Here is a 17,136-nt window from a genome sequence, read left to right on the forward strand (position 1 = left end):
CGTACATGTATACAAAGATTCTCGGTACCGGCAGTTATCTGCCGGCACAAATAAGGTCGAATGCGGACCTGGAAAAAATGGTCGATACCTCCGACGAATGGATCGTAACGCGTACCGGTATTCGTGAACGCCGTATCGCCGGGGTGGATGAAACCGTTTCCACCATGGGTTTCATCGCCGCGCAGCGCGCGCTGGAAATGGCGGACGTCGAGGTGGGCAAGATCGGTTTGATCATCGTCGCCACCACCTCGTCGAGCAATGCTTTCCCCAGCTCGGCGTGCGAAATCCAGCATCATCTAGGCCTTCGGGACGCCATCTCTTTCGATATGGCCGCGGCCTGCGCCGGTTTTGCCTATGCCCTGAGCGTGGCGGATCAATATGTTAAACACGGCGCGGTGGATTATGCGCTGGTGATCGGCTCCGATACCCTGAGCCGCACCCTCGATCCCAGCGATCGCGGTACGCTGATCCTGTTTGGCGACGGCGCGGGCGCGGTGCTGCTCGGCCGCTCCGAACAGCCTGGCATTTTATCGACCCATTTACACGCGGACGGGCGCTATGGCGATCTATTGACCCTGCCGTACCACAGCCGCATCGATCCGACGGCCCCTGCGTTCCTGACCATGTCGGGCAATGAAGTGTTCAAGGTGGCGGTGACCGAACTGGCCCATATCGTCGATGAAACCCTGAACGCCAATCAACTGGACCACTCGGCGCTGGACTGGCTGGTGCCGCACCAGGCCAACCTGCGTATCATCACCGCCACGGCAAAACGCCTGAGCATGAGCATGGATAAGGTGGTGGTGACCCTGGATCGGCACGGCAATACCTCCGCCGCCTCCGTACCGCTGGCGTTGGACGAGGCGGTGCGCGACGGCCGTATTAAGCGCGGGCAGCTGGTGATGCTGGAGGCGTTCGGCGGCGGCTTTACCTGGGGCTCGGCATTGATTCGGTTTTGAATTAACAGGAATTAAAAAAAAATGACAATATTGGCAATGGTATTCCCGGGCCAGGGATCCCAGACCGTCGGTATGCTGGCGGAACTGGCGGCACAATTTCCGCTGGTTGAGGCCACCTTCGCAGAAGCGTCCGCCGCTTTAGGTTATGATCTCTGGCAGATGACCCAGCAAGGCCCGGCGGAAGAGCTGAATAAAACCTGGCAGACACAGCCGGCGCTACTGGCGGCCTCGGTGGCCATCTGGCGCGTCTGGCAGCAGCAGGGCGGACAACAGCCGTCATGGCTGGCCGGCCATAGCCTGGGCGAATACTCGGCGCTGGTCTGCGCGGAGGTGCTTGATTTCGCCCAGGCGGTGCGGCTGGTGGAACTGCGCGGCAAACTGATGCAGGAAGCCGTGCCCGCGGGTATCGGCGCCATGTCGGCCATTATCGGCCTCGACAATGCCGCCATTGAGCAGGCCTGCCGCGAGTCGGCGCAGGGACAGGTGGTGTCGCCGGTGAATTTCAATTCTCCCGGACAGGTGGTTATCGCCGGCCATAAAGAGGCGGTCGAGCGCGCGAACGCGGCCTGCAAGGCGGCCGGCGCGAAGCGTGCGCTGCCGCTGCCGGTCAGCGTGCCTTCGCATTGCGCGTTAATGAAACCCGCGGCGGATAAGCTGGCGCTGGCATTGGCGGACATCGCCTTTTCCGCGCCTAGGGTGCCGGTGGTGAATAATGTCGACGTGGTGGCGCAGACGGATCCGGACGCGATACGCCTGGCCCTGGTGCGCCAGCTGTATAATCCGGTACGCTGGACTGAAACGGTGCAATACCTTGCCGCGCAAGGGGTCGACCAGGTGCTGGAAGCGGGGCCGGGCAAAGTGCTCACCGGCTTGACCAAACGCATCGCCGACACCCTTTCCGGCGCGGCGGTAAACGATCCGGCGTCGCTGGCAGCGGCGCTTGGGCAATAATCATGGGGAATGCAATGAGCTTTGAAGGTAAAATCGCCCTGGTCACCGGCGCCAGCCGCGGAATCGGTCGCGCTATCGCTGAATTGCTGGCCGAACGCGGCGCAACAGTCGTAGGCACGGCCACCAGCGAGCAGGGCGCCGACGCCATCAGCGCCTATCTGGGCAACCGGGGCAAAGGGCTGCAACTTAATGTCTCTGACATCGCATCCATTGATTCTCTTTTAGAGAAAATGCGCGCAGAATTTGGCGAAGCTGATATTTTAGTGAATAATGCCGGAATCACGCGTGATAATCTTCTGATGCGCATGAAAGAAGACGAATGGCAGTCTATCCTTGATACAAACCTGACATCCGTTTTCCGCATGTCCAAGGCGGTAATGCGCGCGATGATGAAAAAGCGTTACGGCAGAATCATTACTATCGGTTCTGTTGTAGGCTCTATGGGTAACGCCGGGCAAGCGAATTATGCCGCCGCCAAAGCCGGATTGATCGGTTTTAGCAAATCGTTGGCCCGTGAAGTCGCCTCGCGCGGCATTACGGTAAACGTGGTGGCGCCCGGTTTTATTGCGACTGATATGACTGATGCGTTGACAGATGACCACCGTGCGGACATTTTGTCCCGGATTCCGGCAAATCGTCTTGGCGATCCGAAAGAAATTGCCAGTGCTGTTGCTTTTTTCGCCTCTGACGAGGCGGCATACATTACCGGTGAAACGATACATGTCAACGGCGGCATGTATATGCTGTAAAAAGCACGAAAATCATTTGCGTTATTTGTGGTAAACACCGCAAAATAGCATAAAATCGTGGTTTGACCAGCCGGGATTTAGTTGCATCTTTTTCAACATTTTATACACTACGAAAACCATCGCGAAAGCGAGTTTTGATAGGAAATTTAAGAGTATGAGCACTATCGAAGAAAGCGTTAAGGCAATCATCGCTGAGCAACTGGGTGTTAAGAAAGAAGAAGTCGTAAACAATGCTTCTTTTGTCGATGACCTCGGCGCTGATTCTCTCGACACCGTTGAGCTGGTAATGGCGCTGGAAGAAGAATTTGATACAGAAATTCCGGACGAAGAAGCTGAAAAAATCACTACTGTCCAGGCAGCTATTGATTTTATTCAGGCAAGCCAGCAGTAAGCGAACATCCCTAGGCGGTCATTCGACCGCCTAAGTTTTTTGTCCCACACAGTGTCTTTTTTCCCTCCTTGGAGGACAAGCGTGTCTAAGCGTCGAGTAGTTGTGACCGGACTTGGCATGTTGTCTCCTGTCGGCAATACCGTAGAATCTACGTGGAGCGCGCTCCTAGCCGGACAGAGTGGCATCGGCCCGATCGACCATTTTGATACTACTGCCTATGCAACACGTTTTGCTGGCTTAGTGAAAAATTTTAATTGTGAAGATTATCTGTCGCGCAAAGATGCGCGCAAGATGGATATTTTCATACAGTACGGCATTGCGGCCGGCATCCAGGCCATGCAGGATTCCGGCTTGGTGGTCACCGAGGAAAACGCGCCGCGTATCGGTGCGGCTATCGGCTCGGGCATCGGCGGGTTGGGATTGATTGAAGAAAATCATACCGCCCTGGTGAATGGCGGACCGCGCAAAATCAGTCCTTTTTTTGTGCCTTCCACCATCGTCAACATGATAGCCGGGCACCTGACCATCATGTGCGGACTGCGCGGACCAAGTATCTGCGTGGCGACGGCCTGTACCACGGGTGTGCACAATATCGGCCATGCCGCCAGGATAATCGCCTATAACGATGCGGATGTCATGTTGGCCGGTGGCGCTGAAAAAGGCAGCACGCCCTTGGGCGTCGGCGGTTTCGGCGCCGCGCGCGCGCTGTCTACCCGTAATGATAACCCGCAGGCGGCCAGCCGCCCCTGGGATCGTGACCGTGACGGCTTTGTGCTGGGCGACGGCGCCGGCGTCATGGTGCTGGAAGAGTACGAGCATGCTAAAAAGCGCGGTGCGAAAATTTACGCCGAAGTGGTGGGTTTTGGTATGAGCAGCGATGCCTATCATATGACCTCGCCGCCGGAAGACGGCGCGGGGGCGGCGCTGGCCATGGTCAACGCCCTGCGTGACGCGGGCATCACCCCGTCGCAGGTCGGCTATATCAACGCGCACGGCACGTCCACGCCGGTGGGTGATAAAGCTGAAACCTACGCGGTGAAATCCGTGTTCGCCCAGGATGCGTACAAGGTCATGATCAGCTCCACGAAATCGATGACCGGGCATTTGCTGGGCGCCGCCGGGGCGATAGAGTCTATTTTCAGCATACTGGCGCTGCGCGATCGGGCTATTCCGCCCACCATTAATCTGGACAACCCTGACGCCGAGTGCGATTTGGATTTTGTGCCCCATGAAGCTCGTCAGGTGCCTGGAATGGAATATGCGTTATGCAACTCATTCGGTTTCGGCGGCACCAACGGGTCACTGGTATTCCGCCGGATATAATCGTAGAGTGATGCCTAATGGCCCGTTTATCGGGCCATTTTTTTATCATTGCCGCATCGGCGACCGCTTACCAGGTGAACTATGTATTGGATCAACGGAAAACCCCGGCGCCAATTGCCCGTAAACGATCGCGCCACCCAATTCGGCGACGGTTTTTTTACCACCGCGCGCATACGCGCGGGTGCGATCGATTTACTGCCCTACCATCTGGACCGGCTGGCCGAGGCCGGCGAGCGGTTGTTGTTTGCGCCGCTGGACCGCGGGTTATTAACCAGCGAAATGCGCCGGGTGGCGGAACTCCGACAGCAAGGCGTGCTCAAAGTACTCATCAGCCGCGGCAGCGGCGGCCGGGGGTATAGCGCGGCCGGTTGCGATGCGCCGTTACGTATTATGTCCCATACGGCCGCGCCGGCGCATTATGTCGCCTGGCGCGAAAGCGGCGTCAGCCTTGCCCTGAGTCCAGTCAGATTGGCCCGCGGTCCGCTATTGGCCGGCATAAAGCACCTTAACCGCCTGGAGCAGGTATTAATCCGCGCTCACCTGGAACGGGATGCCGTCGCCGAGGAGGCGCTGGTGCTTGATACGCAGGGTTTTATCGTTGAATGCTGCGCGGCGAATATTTTCTGGCGCACCGGGGATCGGGTTTATACACCGGCGCTGACCCATGCCGGCGTGGCGGGGGTTATGCGGCGTCATATCATGCGCTTGCTTGCGGCCTCGCCGTTCAGCCTGCAACAGGTCGAGGCGCCGGCCGCCGCGCTCGATGACGCCGAGGAAGTGATCATTTGCAATGCGCTGATGCCGGTATTGCCGGTCAACCGTATCGCGCAGCGCCGCTATCCCGCCAGGGCCCTGTTCGACTTCGTCAGCCCGCACTGTTAACTGAGTTATTGCATGAAAAAAACGTTTTTTATCGCCATTATCCTCCTGCTGGCCGCCGGCATCGCGTTTTGCCTGTACCAGGTCAAGCATTTCGCCGCGTCGCCGCTGGTCATTAAACAAGAGACTATTTTTACCTTGCCCGCCGGCACCGGGCGCGAGGGGCTGAAAACCGCGCTGCGCCAGCAGCATATCGTCAAGCGTACCCGCTGGCTGCCAGCGCTGTGGCAACTGGAGCCGGAGCTGGCCAGCTTCAAGGCGGGCACCTACCGGTTTATACCCGGCATGACGGTGCGCCAGATGCTGGCGTTATTAGCCAGCGGCCGGGAAGCCCAGTTTTCCATCCGTTTTGTCGAGGGGTCCACGTTTAAGGAGTGGCTGGCCATCATCGCCAAGGCGCCTTACCTGAAACATACCCTGGACGGGGTGGCGGCGGATCAGGTAGCCGGCCTGCTGGGCCGGGAGCCATCGTCCACGCTGGAAGGGCGCTTTTATCCCGATACCTATCTGTATACCGCGCAAACCCCCGATATCGCTTTGTTAAAGCGCGCGGGACAGCGGATGGATAAAACGCTGGATGAAGTCTGGCGGGACAGGGCGCCGGGACTGCCGTACAAGACGCCGCTGGATTTGCTGACCATGGCCTCGATTGTGGAAAAAGAGACCGGTGTGGCGGACGAACGCCCCAAGGTGGCCTCGGTATTCATCAACCGCCTGCGCCTGAGCATGCGCCTGCAAACCGATCCCACGGTGATCTACGGCATGGGCGAGAGCTATAAAGGTATCATCAGCAAGCAAGACCTGGCGACGCCAACGCCGTATAATACCTATTTGATTACCGGACTGCCCCCCGCGCCGATCGCCATGCCGGGACAGGCGTCGCTTGAGGCCGCCGCGCATCCTGCCAAGACGTCGTATCTTTATTTTGTCGCCGACGGCAAGGGCGGCCATATTTTCAGCACCAACCTGGCAAGCCATAATCAAGCCGTACAGCAATATCGTGAAAGCGTAAAGGAAAACCATGGACAGTAAATTCATCGTGATTGAAGGGCTTGAGGGCGCCGGGAAAACCAGCGCCATCGCCGTGCTGGTGGAGACGCTCAGGGCCCGTGGCATCACTGATGTGGTTTTTACCCGCGAGCCGGGCGGAACCCCGCTGGCGGAAGCGTTGCGCCGCTTAATCAAGGACGGTATCGACAACGAGCCGGTAACCGATAAAGCGGAACTGCTGATGCTGTACGCCGCGCGCGTCCAGTTGGTGGAGAATGTGATCAAACCCGCGCTGGCGCGTGGCGCGTGGGTTATCGGCGATCGCCACGATCTCTCATCCCAGGCTTACCAGGGCGGCGGCCGCGGCGTGGATCCGCAGCTGCTGACGGCGCTGCGCGACCTGGTGCTGGGGGATTTCCGCCCCGATTTAACCCTGTACCTGGATCTCCCTCCGGCCATTGGCCTTCAGCGCGCGCGGGCGCGCGGCGAGCTTGATCGCATCGAGCAGGAGTCGCTGGCCTTTTTTGACCGCATCCGGGCGCGTTACCAGGCCCTGGCCGCGGCGGACGCGCGCATCGTTACCATTGACGCCAGCCGTTCGCTGGCGCAGGTTAGCGACGCGCTGCGCGCCAGCCTGAACCGCTGGCTGGACGCGCCGGAGTCCCGGCCGTGAAATGGTATCCGTGGCTGAATACGCCCTACCGGCAGATTCTCGCCCGCTATCAGGAGGGCAAGGGCCATCACGCTTTGCTTATCCATGCGCTCAAGGGCAGCGGCGTGTCATCGCTGTTCTATGCCCTGAGCCGCTGGCTCATTTGCCAGCGGCCGGACGGCATCAAAAGCTGCGGCCATTGCCACAGTTGCCGCCTGATGCTGGCCGGCACCCACCCCGATTTTTATCAGCCCGAACCGGAGAAAGGGCGTTTGAGCCTGGGGGTGGATAATATCCGCCAGATTATCGACCCGCTCTACCATCATGCGCAGCAGGGCGGGGCCAAGGTGGTCTGGTTGCCCCACAGTGAAATACTGACCGAGCCGGCGGCCAACGCATTGCTCAAGACCCTGGAAGAACCGCCTGACCGCACCTTTTTCCTGCTCGGCTGCCGCGAACCGTCGCACCTGTTGCCCACCCTGCGCAGCCGCTGTCTGTACTGGCACCTGCCGTCGCCGGAAGAGCCGGCCGGCCTGCGGTGGCTCCAGCAGCAGGGCATCACGGCGCAAGAGCAGGCGCGCACGGCGCTGCGGCTTACCAGCGGTGCGCCGGTCGGCGCCCTGGAGCTTCTGCAGCCGGGCCGCTGGGCGGAACGTGCGGCGCTGTGCGACGGGCTGGGCCGCGCGCTTGCCGACGGCGATTTTCTGAGGCTATTGCCGCTGTTAAACAAGGACAAGGATGACGAACCGGTATACTGGCTGCTCAGCCTGCTCACGGACGCCCTGAAATGGCAACAGGGCGCCGCCGGGTTTATGCTCAACCAGGATCAGCTGGCGCTGGTGGGCGAGCTGGCCGCGCGATTCCAGCCCGGCGCCCTGCATCATCAATTGCAGCAGTGGCTCCAGTGCCGGCGGCAGTGGCGGGAGATTGCCGGTGTTAACCGCGAATTGTTGCTGACCAATCAATTGCTTAACTGGGAAAACGGCGCGCCGGACGGGCGCACCCATCCCTGGACTCTATAAAAAGGTAATGTCATGTTTTTAGTCGATTCCCACTGCCATCTTGACGGGTTGAATTACGAGACCCTGCATCGCGATGTTGCCGACGTGGTGGCCAAGGCCAAGGCGCGCGATGTTCATCTGATGCTGGCTGTGGCCACCACCCTGGCGGGTTTTAGCAAGATGAGCGAACTGATCGGCCAGCGCGACGAGGTGCTGATGTCGTGCGGCGTCCATCCGCTGAATCTGGATGAGCCCTATGATTTTGCCGAACTCAGGCGCCTGGCCGCGGGCGACAACGTGGTGGCCCTGGGCGAGACCGGGCTGGATTATTTTTACCAGCAGAATAATAAGGCCGAACAGCAGGCGGCGCTGCGCGAGCATATCCGCATCGGCCGGGCCGTGAACAAGCCGGTAATCGTGCATACCCGTTCGGCGCGGGAAGACACGCTGGCTATCCTGCATGAAGAACGGGCGGGGGAGTGCGGCGGCGTCCTGCATTGCTTTACCGAAGATATCGCCACCGCCAAGACCCTGCTGGACCTGGGTTTTTATATTTCGTTTTCCGGCATCGTCACCTTTCGCAACGCCGAGGCGCTGCGCGAGGCGGCGCGCTATGTTCCGCTCGACCGGCTGCTGGTGGAGACCGATTCGCCTTATCTGGCGCCGGTGCCGTATCGCGGCAAGGAAAACCAGCCGGCCTATGTGCGGGACGTGGCCGATTTTATGGCCGGCCTGAAAGGCGTGACGGTGGAACAACTGGCGCAGGCCACCACCGCGAATTTCGGCCGGTTGTTTCATGTTGATCCCGCGCGCCTCGCCGCGCATAGTTGAGTCCGGCGGTATTTCCAGCGCGTAATGGGGTGAAATAAACGCGCGCCGGGGCGGGTTGCGGATGTTTTAATCACCTCGCGCGTCATGGCCATGGGCGCCGGTGTCATGGCGCGTTTGGCCGGCGTCAGTGAAACGTGATTATCATCAAACACCCGGTCGGCGATTTATTTTACACTGCGTAATAAATACAACCCCAGCGGTTCATAAGACAAAAAGCCAGCGCAATTTGAGCTCGCGCCCTGGCGCGGGCGGATCCGGCATTATTACTAGGAGCATTCATCATTATGTTTAAGAACGCATTCGCCAACCTGCAAAAAGTAGGTAAATCGCTAATGCTACCGGTATCCGTATTACCGATTGCCGGCATCCTGCTCGGCGTCGGTTCCGCTGAATTCAGCTGGATACCCGCCGTTGTTTCCCATGTCATGGCGGAGGCCGGCGGTTCGGTTTTTGCCAATATGCCGTTGATTTTCGCCATCGGCGTGGCGCTGGGGTTCACCAATAATGACGGCGTTTCCGCCCTGGCGGCGGTAGTGGCCTACGGCATCATGGTGAAAACCATGGCGGTAGTGGCGCCACTGGTTCTCGGCCTGCCGGCGCAGGAAATCGCCGCTAAGCATCTGGCCGACACCGGCGTATTGGGCGGCATTATTTCGGGTGCCATCGCCGCTTATATGTTCAATCGGTTTTACCGCATCAAGCTGCCGGAATACCTGGGCTTTTTTGCCGGTAAACGTTTCGTGCCGATTATTTCCGGCCTGATCGCCATCCTGCTCGGCGTCGTTTTATCCTTTATCTGGCCCCCGATCGGGTCGGCCATCCAGGACTTCTCCCAATGGGCGGCATACCAGAACCCGGTGGTGGCCTTCGGCATCTACGGCTTGGTGGAACGCGCGCTGGTGCCTTTCGGCCTGCATCATATCTGGAACGTGCCGTTCCAGATGCAGGTGGGCGAGTTCACCAACGCCGCGGGCCAGGTGTTCCATGGCGATATACCGCGTTATATGGCGGGCGACCCCACCGCAGGCAAGCTGTCCGGGGGCTTCCTGTTCAAGATGTACGGACTGCCGGCCGCCGCGATTGCCATCTGGCATTCGGCTAAACCGGAAAACCGCGCCAAAGTGGGCGGCATCATGATTTCCGGCGCGCTGACCGCATTCCTGACCGGCATTACCGAACCGATTGAATTCGCTTTTATCTTTGTGGCCCCCATTCTTTACGTGATCCACGCCATCCTGGCGGGCCTGGCGTTTCCTATATGTATCCTGCTCGGCATGCGTGACGGCACCAGCTTTTCCCACGGCCTGATCGACTTTGTGGTGCTGAGCGGCAACAGCAGCCGCATTTGGCTGTTCCCGGTGGTGGGTATCCTCTACGGCCTGGTTTACTACACCCTTTTCCGGGTATTGATTGTCAAACTGGATTTGAAAACGCCCGGCCGTGAAGCGACAGGCAGCCAGCAGATCGCCCAGGGCGGCACGGAAATGGCGGGAGCGCTGGTCAAGGCGTTCGGCGGCCGGGACAATATCACCAACCTGGATGCCTGCATTACCCGTTTACGCATCAGCGTGGCGGACATTTCCAAGGTGGACCAGCCAGGGCTGAAATTGCTCGGCGCGGCCGGCGTGGTCGTGGCCGGCTCCGGGGTACAGGCGATATTCGGCACCAAGTCGGATAACCTGAAAACCGATATGGATGAATATATGCGCCATAGCGTGTCATGATGGCGCTATAACGCGTGCGGCAGTACCACAGGGAGGCGAAGGCCTCCCTTATAGTCTGCCGATAACATGTGCGCGCCATTGATGCTTTTGCCCACCGTGCCCGCGCGTACCGTCCCTCGCTGTAATAAAACCATCCCAAGGTTGAAATAATGGGGGTAAGTCGCTCATACTCCATGCACTAACCTGTTTTGATACAAGGAAAGATGTCATGGCTGAAGAAACTATTTTCAGTAAAATTATTCGCCGGGAAATACCCTCGGAAATCGTTTACCAAGACGAACTGGTTACTGCCTTTCGTGATATTACCCCCAAGGCGCCAAGCCATATCCTGATCGTACCCAATATCCTGATCCCAACCGTAAACGACGTTACCGCCGAACACGAGGCGGCGCTGGGCCGCATGTTTACCGCCGCCGCCAAAATTGCCCGGCAGGAAGGCATCGCCGAGGACGGCTTTCGCCTGATAGTCAATTGCAACCGCCACGGCGGCCAGGAAGTCTATCATCTGCATATGCATCTTCTCGGCGGCAGGGCGCTCGGTCCGCTGGTGAATTTTTGAGCGGCCGCAGGGCGATGGGACACACAAGCAATCGGGGAGGCCTATGCGTTTTACGCCGCCGTTTTTAGCCATGCTGCTGCTTATCACGGGTTGTACCGCCAGTCATAACAAGACGCTGATGATTAACGATCGGCAGACGCTGATTATGGATCCGTCGGTAATGACGGCCGGGATTACCGCCGAAGCGCCCACCATCGGCGACGACCAGGGCCGCCGCCGTGCGCACGCCACGATCGGCAACGGACAGGATCATGCCGTTACCGTCAATTACCGGTTTTATTGGTACGACCCGCAGGGTCTGGACGTACTGCCTTTCCCCGCTACCCGTACACTGGTGATCCCGCCGGGCGCCGATGTCACCGTTGAATCCATCACCGGTAATCTCGAGGCCAGGCGCGTTCGCCTCTATCTGTTTTTGTAACCTATGTTTGAGTGATGGATGATGAAAAAGTATCTCTTTGTCGCATTAGCCGCGCTGGTGCTGACCGGATGTCCGACGCGCGCGCCGGAACCGGAGCAGCCGCCCGCCACTATTGAACCGGCCCAGCCGGTGCCGGCGCCTGAGCCGGTTCCGTCGCAGCCACAGCCGCAGCCGGTACCGCAGCCGCCTAAGCTCAGGACCCTGGATTGGCCGGCAAGCGTCGCGCCGCTGGTCAAGCAAATGCTTGGCGCCCAGGGGATCGCGCCTGGCAGCGTACTGTTGATCAATAGCATGAAAAACAATACCAATGGCAGCATACAGACCGGCAAAGCTACCGCCGCAATCTACAGCGCCCTGGCGGCGGATAAGACCTTTACCATCATCAGCCAGGACCAGATGGCGTCGGCCAAGCAGACCCTGGGACTGTCGGTGGACGATAGTCTGGAGTCGCGCAGCAAGGCGGTAGGGTTGGCGCGCTATCTCAATGCGCAATATGTGCTTTACAGCGACGCCAATGGCGATGCAAAACTGCCCGACATCGAGATGCAGTTAATGCTGGTGCAATCCGGCGAGATTGTCTGGTCGGGTAAAGGGCTTGCGCAAGAGTAGCGTCTCCCTTGATGTTCTGTTGACGCAGGTGCCGGCGATGAATGTCGCCGGCCGGCGGGTGGCGCCGGTGCATGGCCTGACCGGCGCCAGCTGGCGGGTCAGCGCCGCGGGCGGGGATCTCATCGCGCGGGAAGCGACGCCGTCTGAATGGCTGCTGGGCGTGGACCGGCGGCGGGAATATCGCCTGCTGCGGCGCTTGCCCGCCGGCACCCCGGCGCCAAAGCCGCTGGCCGGCACGGCGCAATGGCTGCTGTTGGAGTGGCTGGCCGGGGAATGCCTGACGCCGGCCGGGTGGCAGGCGGCGGTTGCCGGAGGCCAGCTTGCCGCCGTGCTGGCGCAATTGCATCGCGGGCCGCGCCACGGCTATCCTATTGCCCTGCGGGCCCGGTACGCCGCCTACTGGCAGGCCAGCGATCCGGCGCGCCGCTGTCCGGCCTGGCTGCGGCTGCAGCAGCGGTTTATGCGCGCCAAAATGCCCGCGCCGCTGTGCTGCGCGCCGTTGCATATGGATATCCACCCCGGCAATGTGCTGCGCGCGCCTGACGGCGGGCTGCGGCTGATTGACTGGGAATACGCCGGCGACGGCGATATCGCCCTGGAACTGGCGGCGCTGTTTCGCGGCAACGGGCTGGACGAAGGTCTGCAGGCGGATTTCCTGCGCGCCTACCAGGCCGGCTCAAGCTCCCCTGGCTATGCCACGGCCGTTCTCCGGCGGCGCATTGCCGCCTGGGCGCCGTGGGTCGATTACCTGATGTTGATGTGGTATGAAGTCCGCTGGCGGCAAACGCGCCAACGGCATTTTTTGCGGCATGCGGCGCCGCTGCGCCGCCATTTGGGTTTACCGTTTTGAACGAGGTTGTCGTGGGTCCATTGATGTTAGATGTCGCCAGCTATGAGTTGGATAACGAAGAGCGTGAAATATTGCAGCACCCGATGGTGGGCGGCGTGATTATTTTTACCCGCAACTATCACGATCCCGATCAGCTGGCGGCGCTGGTAGCGCAAATCCGCCGCGCGTCGCGCCAGCGGCTGGTGGTGGCGGTGGACCAGGAAGGGGGCCGGGTACAGCGTTTTCGTGAAGGATTTACCCTGCTGCCCGCCGCCCAGGCGTATGCGGCGCTGCGCCCCATGGCGCAGGCGACGGCCCTGGCCCGCGACGCCGGCTGGCTGATGGCGGCGGAAATGACCGCCATGGATATCGATATCAGTTTTGCGCCGGTACTGGATATCGGGCATGGCAGCCTGGCTATCGGCGAACGCGCCTTTCACCATCAGGCGGAGCCGGCCATCGAGCTGGCGGAAAATTTTATCGCCGGCATGCATCAGGCTGGCATGAAGGCCACGGGCAAGCATTTCCCCGGCCACGGGGCGGTGACCGCCGACTCGCATAAGGAAACGCCCGTCGACGGCCGTCCCCTGGACGAGATTCGCGCCCATGATATGCACGTCTTTACCACGCTTGTCGCGCGCGGCGCGCTGGACGCCATTATGCCCGCCCATGTGGTTTATACCGAGGCGGACCCCCTGCCGGCCAGCGCTTCCGCTTTTTGGCTGAAGACGGTTCTGCGCCGCGAGCTGGGCTTTGCCGGTATTATTTTTTCCGATGATCTCTCCATGGAAGGCGCGGCGGTGATGGGGGGCTATGCCGAGCGGGCGCAGGCTTCGCTGGATGCCGGCTGCGATATGATTTTGGTGTGCAATAACCGCGCCGGGGCCATCAAGGTGCTGGATAATCTGTCACCGATCAAAGTCGACGTTCTCGAGACGTTATACCATCGGGGAGTGATTTCCCGTAAGGAACTGCTCGGCTCCACGCGCTGGCGGCAGGTGCATCAACAGCTTACGCTGCTGGGAGCGCAGTGGGCCGAGGAAAAACAGCGGCGGATAGAATTCCCGGACCACTGACGTTCAGCGTCCGGACTTATTGAGCGACGAGGATAGTGATGATTATCTATTTGCATGGTTTTGATTCCAACAGTCCCGGTAATCATGAAAAAGTGCTGCAGCTTCAGTTTATCGACCCCGATGTGCGGCTGATAAGCTACAGCACCCGTCATCCACGCCACGATATGCAGCATCTGTTAAAAGAAGTGGACAAGATGCAGCAACTGACCGATGACGAGCGTCCGCTGATTTGCGGCGTCGGACTGGGTGGGTTCTGGGCGGAGCGCATCGGGTTCCTGTGCGACATGCGCCAGGTGATCGTTAATCCGAATTTATTTCCGGATGAGAATATGCCGGGCAAAATCGATCGTCCGGAAGAGTACGTGGATATCGCCACCAAATGCGTGGAGAACTTCCGCGAGAAAAACCGCGACCGCTGCCTGGTGTTGCTTTCGCGCAATGATGAAGCCCTGGACAGTCGCCGCAGCGCGGCGCTGCTGGCGCCGTTTTACGAGATTATCTGGGATGAGGAGCAAAGTCATAAATTCAAAAATATCGCCCCCCATGTGCTGAGGATCCAGAGTTTCAAGGCGCTGGGTTAAGCGCCCCGGCCAACCGGCATCAGGGCGCCTGTGCGCGGGTGCCCGGTTGCGTTTTTATTCTCTGCCTTATTAGGCCAAAATTGATTTATATCAATTTTGGTATGACCAAATGACCCTTCATGGTAATCTTGCAGCAACAACAGTTTATTTGAAGGTAACCACGTGTTTTATAAGGGTATTTATCTTTACTCTTAGTTAACGATTGGTTTACATTTGGAGGTTATTTTGTCATTACCCCTGAAGCAGATTGTTATCGTTGGCGGCGGCGCCGGCGGCCTGGAACTCGCCACCCGTTTGGGATCCGCCTTGGGCCGCAGTAAAAAGGCGGACATCACCCTGGTGGATCGCAATCACAGCCATTTATGGAAACCTTTGCTGCACGAGGTGGCCACCGGTTCGTTGGATGAAGGCGTAGATGCCATCAGCTACCTGGCCCATGCCCGCAATCATCACTTTTTTTTCCAGATGGGCAGCCTGAGCAATATTAACCGCGACGATAAAACGCTGCAGCTGGATGAAATCCGCGATGCCCACGGCGATCTGCTGGTGCCGGTGCGCCAGCTGCCTTATGACATCCTGGTGATGGCGCTCGGCAGCGTATCCAACGACTTCGGCACCGCCGGGGTGAAGGAAAATTGTATTTTCCTCGACAATCCCGCGCAGGCCCAGCGGTTCCATAATGAAATGCTCAATCTGTTCCTGAAGTTTTCCACCCAGCCGCACGGCCCGGATGAGCGCGTGAATATCGCCATCGTCGGCGGCGGCGCCACCGGCGTGGAACTGTCGGCCGAACTGCATAACGCGGTTCAGGAATTGCACAGCTACGGGTTTAAAGGCCTCGATAACCAGGCGCTGAACGTGACGCTGGTCGAGGCGGGCGAGCGTATCCTGCCGGCGTTGCCCGCGCGTATTTCCGCCTCGGCTCACCATGAGCTGGGGAAAATGGGCGTCCGGGTCCTGACCAAGACGCTGGTGACCAGTGCCGGGCCCGGCGGGCTGACCACCAAGGACGGCGAGTTTATTCCGGCGGAACTGATGGTGTGGGCGGCCGGCATCAAAGCGCCGGATTTCCTGAAGGATATCGCCGGGCTGGAAACCAATCGCACCAATCAGCTGGTGGTGACGCCCACCCTGCAAACTACCCGCGATCCCGCGATTTTCGCCATCGGCGACTGCGCGTCCTGTCCGCAACCCGCCGGCGGGTTTGTGCCGCCGCGCGCCCAGGCCGCGCACCAAATGGCGAGCCGGGCGTACGCTAATATCCTGGCGTTGTTAAAAGACCGGGAACTGAAACCCTATGTCTACAAGGATCACGGCTCCCTGGTATCGCTATCCCGGTTCAGCACCGTGGGCAGCCTGATGGGCAATCTGATGCGCGGCTCCATGATGATAGAGGGCCGTATCGCCCGCGCGGTGTATATTTCTCTGTACCGCATGCATCAAGTGGCCCTGCACGGCCTGTTCAAAACCGGGCTTATCGTGCTGGTGGGGCGGATTAACCGTGTGATCCGGCCGCATTTAAAACTGCATTAATTGCAGGCAGGCATTCCCTCTGATACGGCTGCGCCGGGTTCGGCGCCAGCCTGCCGCCGGGCAGGAAAATCTGCCCGGCTAATGCCTCTGCGCCCCCTTTCCCTGCAATATGCCAAGCTGACGCGGCAATTACACGGTTTTCGGCGCTAACATATTGTATTAGCAATGCTTACCCTTAGCATAAAACGCCGATAATGGCGCTTAAACCCCTAGGAATTATCCCAAACTGGCTTTGGCGCATGCATAAATGCCCTATTTTGGCTATTAGTCTTATTGCCGCTGTCGCCTGCTTTGTGCAGACTTCGGTTCATCCGGTGGGCGAATCACGCACGCCGTGCCGGAGGAGTCCATGAGTTCCGTTTTGCGCTAGCGTCCGGAGAGGGCCGGCAGTCATTAACCCAGGCGTAGTTAGCGTAATCGACTGCCTCTGGGATCCGGTTGCTGCCAGTGAATGCGTGGGTTATTACTTCAGGAGGGTTTCCCATGAATAAATCAATGTTGGCCGGTGTCGGTATCGGGATCGCCGCGGCGTCAGGGATTGCGGCGGTTGCCGGACTGGATGTGTTCTCCTCTGGTCCGCGATATGCGCAGGTAGTCACGGCAACGCCAATCAATGAAACCATTAAAACCCCCCGCCAGGAATGCCGGAATGTCGCCGTTACCCATCGCCGTCCGGTGCAGGACGAAAATAAAATCGCCGGTTCTTTGCTCGGCGCGGTGGCGGGCGGCGTCTTAGGGCATCAGTTCGGCGGCGGGCGCGGCAAGGACGTGGCGACGGTGGCGGGGGCGCTGGCGGGCGGATACACCGGCAACCAGGTACAGGGCAATCTGCAAAATCGCGACACCTATACCACCACCCAGCAGCGCTGCCAGACGGTTTATGATAAATCGCAGAAGCTATTGGGTTACGATGTTACCTACAAGATCGGCGATGAACAGGGTAAAATCCGCATGGATCATGATCCAGGCACGCAGATTCCCCTGGATGGCAAAGGCCGTCTGGATTTGAACAAACAGGTCTAGTACCGCAATCGCCACAGCGCCGGTGGCCGTCATCCGCATCGAGCCGCTGCGTGAC

Annotated in this window: 19 protein-coding genes; all 19 read left to right on the forward strand. The window is 59.4% G+C overall.

Annotated features, from left to right (window positions below):
- Positions 1-5: 5 nt before the first annotated feature.
- A complete protein-coding gene (locus tag ACL2XQ_RS07335) occupies positions 6-959 on the forward strand; it encodes a beta-ketoacyl-ACP synthase III (protein ID WP_410015756.1) in 954 nt (317 codons plus the stop codon).
- A 21-nt stretch (positions 960-980) separates the two neighbouring features.
- Entirely contained in the window at positions 981-1,910 is a 930-nt protein-coding gene (fabD, locus tag ACL2XQ_RS07340) for an ACP S-malonyltransferase (protein WP_410015755.1), read from the forward strand.
- A gap of 14 nt (positions 1,911-1,924) precedes the next feature.
- Positions 1,925-2,659, forward strand: coding sequence for a 3-oxoacyl-ACP reductase FabG (fabG, locus tag ACL2XQ_RS07345; RefSeq protein ID WP_413728669.1), 735 nt, complete (start codon positions 1,925-1,927; stop codon positions 2,657-2,659).
- Between the two features lie 154 nt (positions 2,660-2,813).
- A complete protein-coding gene (gene acpP / locus ACL2XQ_RS07350) occupies positions 2,814-3,050 on the forward strand; it encodes an acyl carrier protein (protein WP_011410921.1) in 237 nt (78 codons plus the stop codon).
- Between the two features lie 81 nt (positions 3,051-3,131).
- Positions 3,132-4,373: a beta-ketoacyl-ACP synthase II gene (gene fabF / locus ACL2XQ_RS07355; protein ID WP_410015753.1), complete on the forward strand. Its 1,242-nt coding sequence runs from the start codon at positions 3,132-3,134 to the stop codon at positions 4,371-4,373.
- Between the two features lie 81 nt (positions 4,374-4,454).
- Positions 4,455-5,255 carry an aminodeoxychorismate lyase gene (gene pabC / locus ACL2XQ_RS07360; protein WP_413740193.1) on the forward strand — a complete coding sequence of 267 codons (801 nt, stop codon included), beginning with the start codon at positions 4,455-4,457 and terminating at the stop codon, positions 5,253-5,255.
- Between the two features lie 12 nt (positions 5,256-5,267).
- Positions 5,268-6,284, forward strand: a complete 1,017-nt coding sequence (mltG, locus tag ACL2XQ_RS07365; RefSeq protein ID WP_413722431.1) for an endolytic transglycosylase MltG — start codon at positions 5,268-5,270, stop codon at positions 6,282-6,284.
- Complete coding sequence (gene tmk / locus ACL2XQ_RS07370; RefSeq protein ID WP_410015750.1) at positions 6,274-6,915, forward strand: dTMP kinase; 642 nt, start codon at positions 6,274-6,276, stop codon at positions 6,913-6,915. The genes mltG and tmk overlap by 11 nt, the downstream gene beginning before the upstream one ends.
- On the forward strand, positions 6,912-7,916 hold the full coding sequence (holB, locus tag ACL2XQ_RS07375) for a DNA polymerase III subunit delta' (RefSeq protein ID WP_410015749.1): 1,005 nt from the start codon (positions 6,912-6,914) through the stop codon (positions 7,914-7,916). Before tmk ends, holB begins: the two co-directional genes overlap by 4 nt.
- 12 nt (positions 7,917-7,928) lie before the next feature.
- Positions 7,929-8,726, forward strand: coding sequence for a metal-dependent hydrolase (locus ACL2XQ_RS07380; protein ID WP_413740194.1), 798 nt, complete (start codon positions 7,929-7,931; stop codon positions 8,724-8,726).
- 284 nt (positions 8,727-9,010) lie between these two features.
- Positions 9,011-10,450: a PTS glucose transporter subunit IIBC gene (ptsG, locus tag ACL2XQ_RS07385; RefSeq protein ID WP_410015747.1), complete on the forward strand. Its 1,440-nt coding sequence runs from the start codon at positions 9,011-9,013 to the stop codon at positions 10,448-10,450.
- 208 nt (positions 10,451-10,658) lie between these two features.
- Positions 10,659-11,009: a purine nucleoside phosphoramidase gene (gene hinT, locus ACL2XQ_RS07390; protein ID WP_410015746.1), complete on the forward strand. Its 351-nt coding sequence runs from the start codon at positions 10,659-10,661 to the stop codon at positions 11,007-11,009.
- A 43-nt stretch (positions 11,010-11,052) separates the two neighbouring features.
- The gene (locus tag ACL2XQ_RS07395) at positions 11,053-11,430 is read left to right on the forward strand and encodes a YcfL family protein (protein WP_410015745.1); all 378 of its coding nucleotides are present in this window, start codon (positions 11,053-11,055) and stop codon (positions 11,428-11,430) included.
- Between the two features lie 21 nt (positions 11,431-11,451).
- Positions 11,452-12,039, forward strand: a complete 588-nt coding sequence (lpoB, locus tag ACL2XQ_RS07400; RefSeq protein ID WP_410016580.1) for a penicillin-binding protein activator LpoB — start codon at positions 11,452-11,454, stop codon at positions 12,037-12,039.
- Positions 12,026-12,889, forward strand: a complete 864-nt coding sequence (locus ACL2XQ_RS07405; protein WP_413740196.1) for a phosphotransferase — start codon at positions 12,026-12,028, stop codon at positions 12,887-12,889. Before lpoB ends, ACL2XQ_RS07405 begins: the two co-directional genes overlap by 14 nt.
- Positions 12,890-12,900: 11 nt before the next feature.
- Complete coding sequence (gene nagZ / locus ACL2XQ_RS07410; protein WP_410015743.1) at positions 12,901-13,944, forward strand: beta-N-acetylhexosaminidase; 1,044 nt, start codon at positions 12,901-12,903, stop codon at positions 13,942-13,944.
- Positions 13,945-13,982: 38 nt separating this feature from the next.
- The gene (gene ycfP, locus ACL2XQ_RS07415; RefSeq protein ID WP_410015742.1) at positions 13,983-14,525 is read left to right on the forward strand and encodes an alpha/beta hydrolase YcfP; all 543 of its coding nucleotides are present in this window, start codon (positions 13,983-13,985) and stop codon (positions 14,523-14,525) included.
- A 225-nt stretch (positions 14,526-14,750) separates the two neighbouring features.
- Complete coding sequence (locus ACL2XQ_RS07420) at positions 14,751-16,058, forward strand: NAD(P)/FAD-dependent oxidoreductase (RefSeq protein WP_410015741.1); 1,308 nt, start codon at positions 14,751-14,753, stop codon at positions 16,056-16,058.
- A 483-nt stretch (positions 16,059-16,541) separates the two neighbouring features.
- Positions 16,542-17,081, forward strand: coding sequence for a glycine zipper 2TM domain-containing protein (locus tag ACL2XQ_RS07425; RefSeq protein WP_410015740.1), 540 nt, complete (start codon positions 16,542-16,544; stop codon positions 17,079-17,081).
- The last annotated feature ends 55 nt before the right edge of the window (positions 17,082-17,136 follow it).

Origin of the sequence: Sodalis sp. RH14, assembly GCF_047324285.1 — a bacterium.
GTDB lineage: Bacteria > Pseudomonadota > Gammaproteobacteria > Enterobacterales > Enterobacteriaceae > Acerihabitans.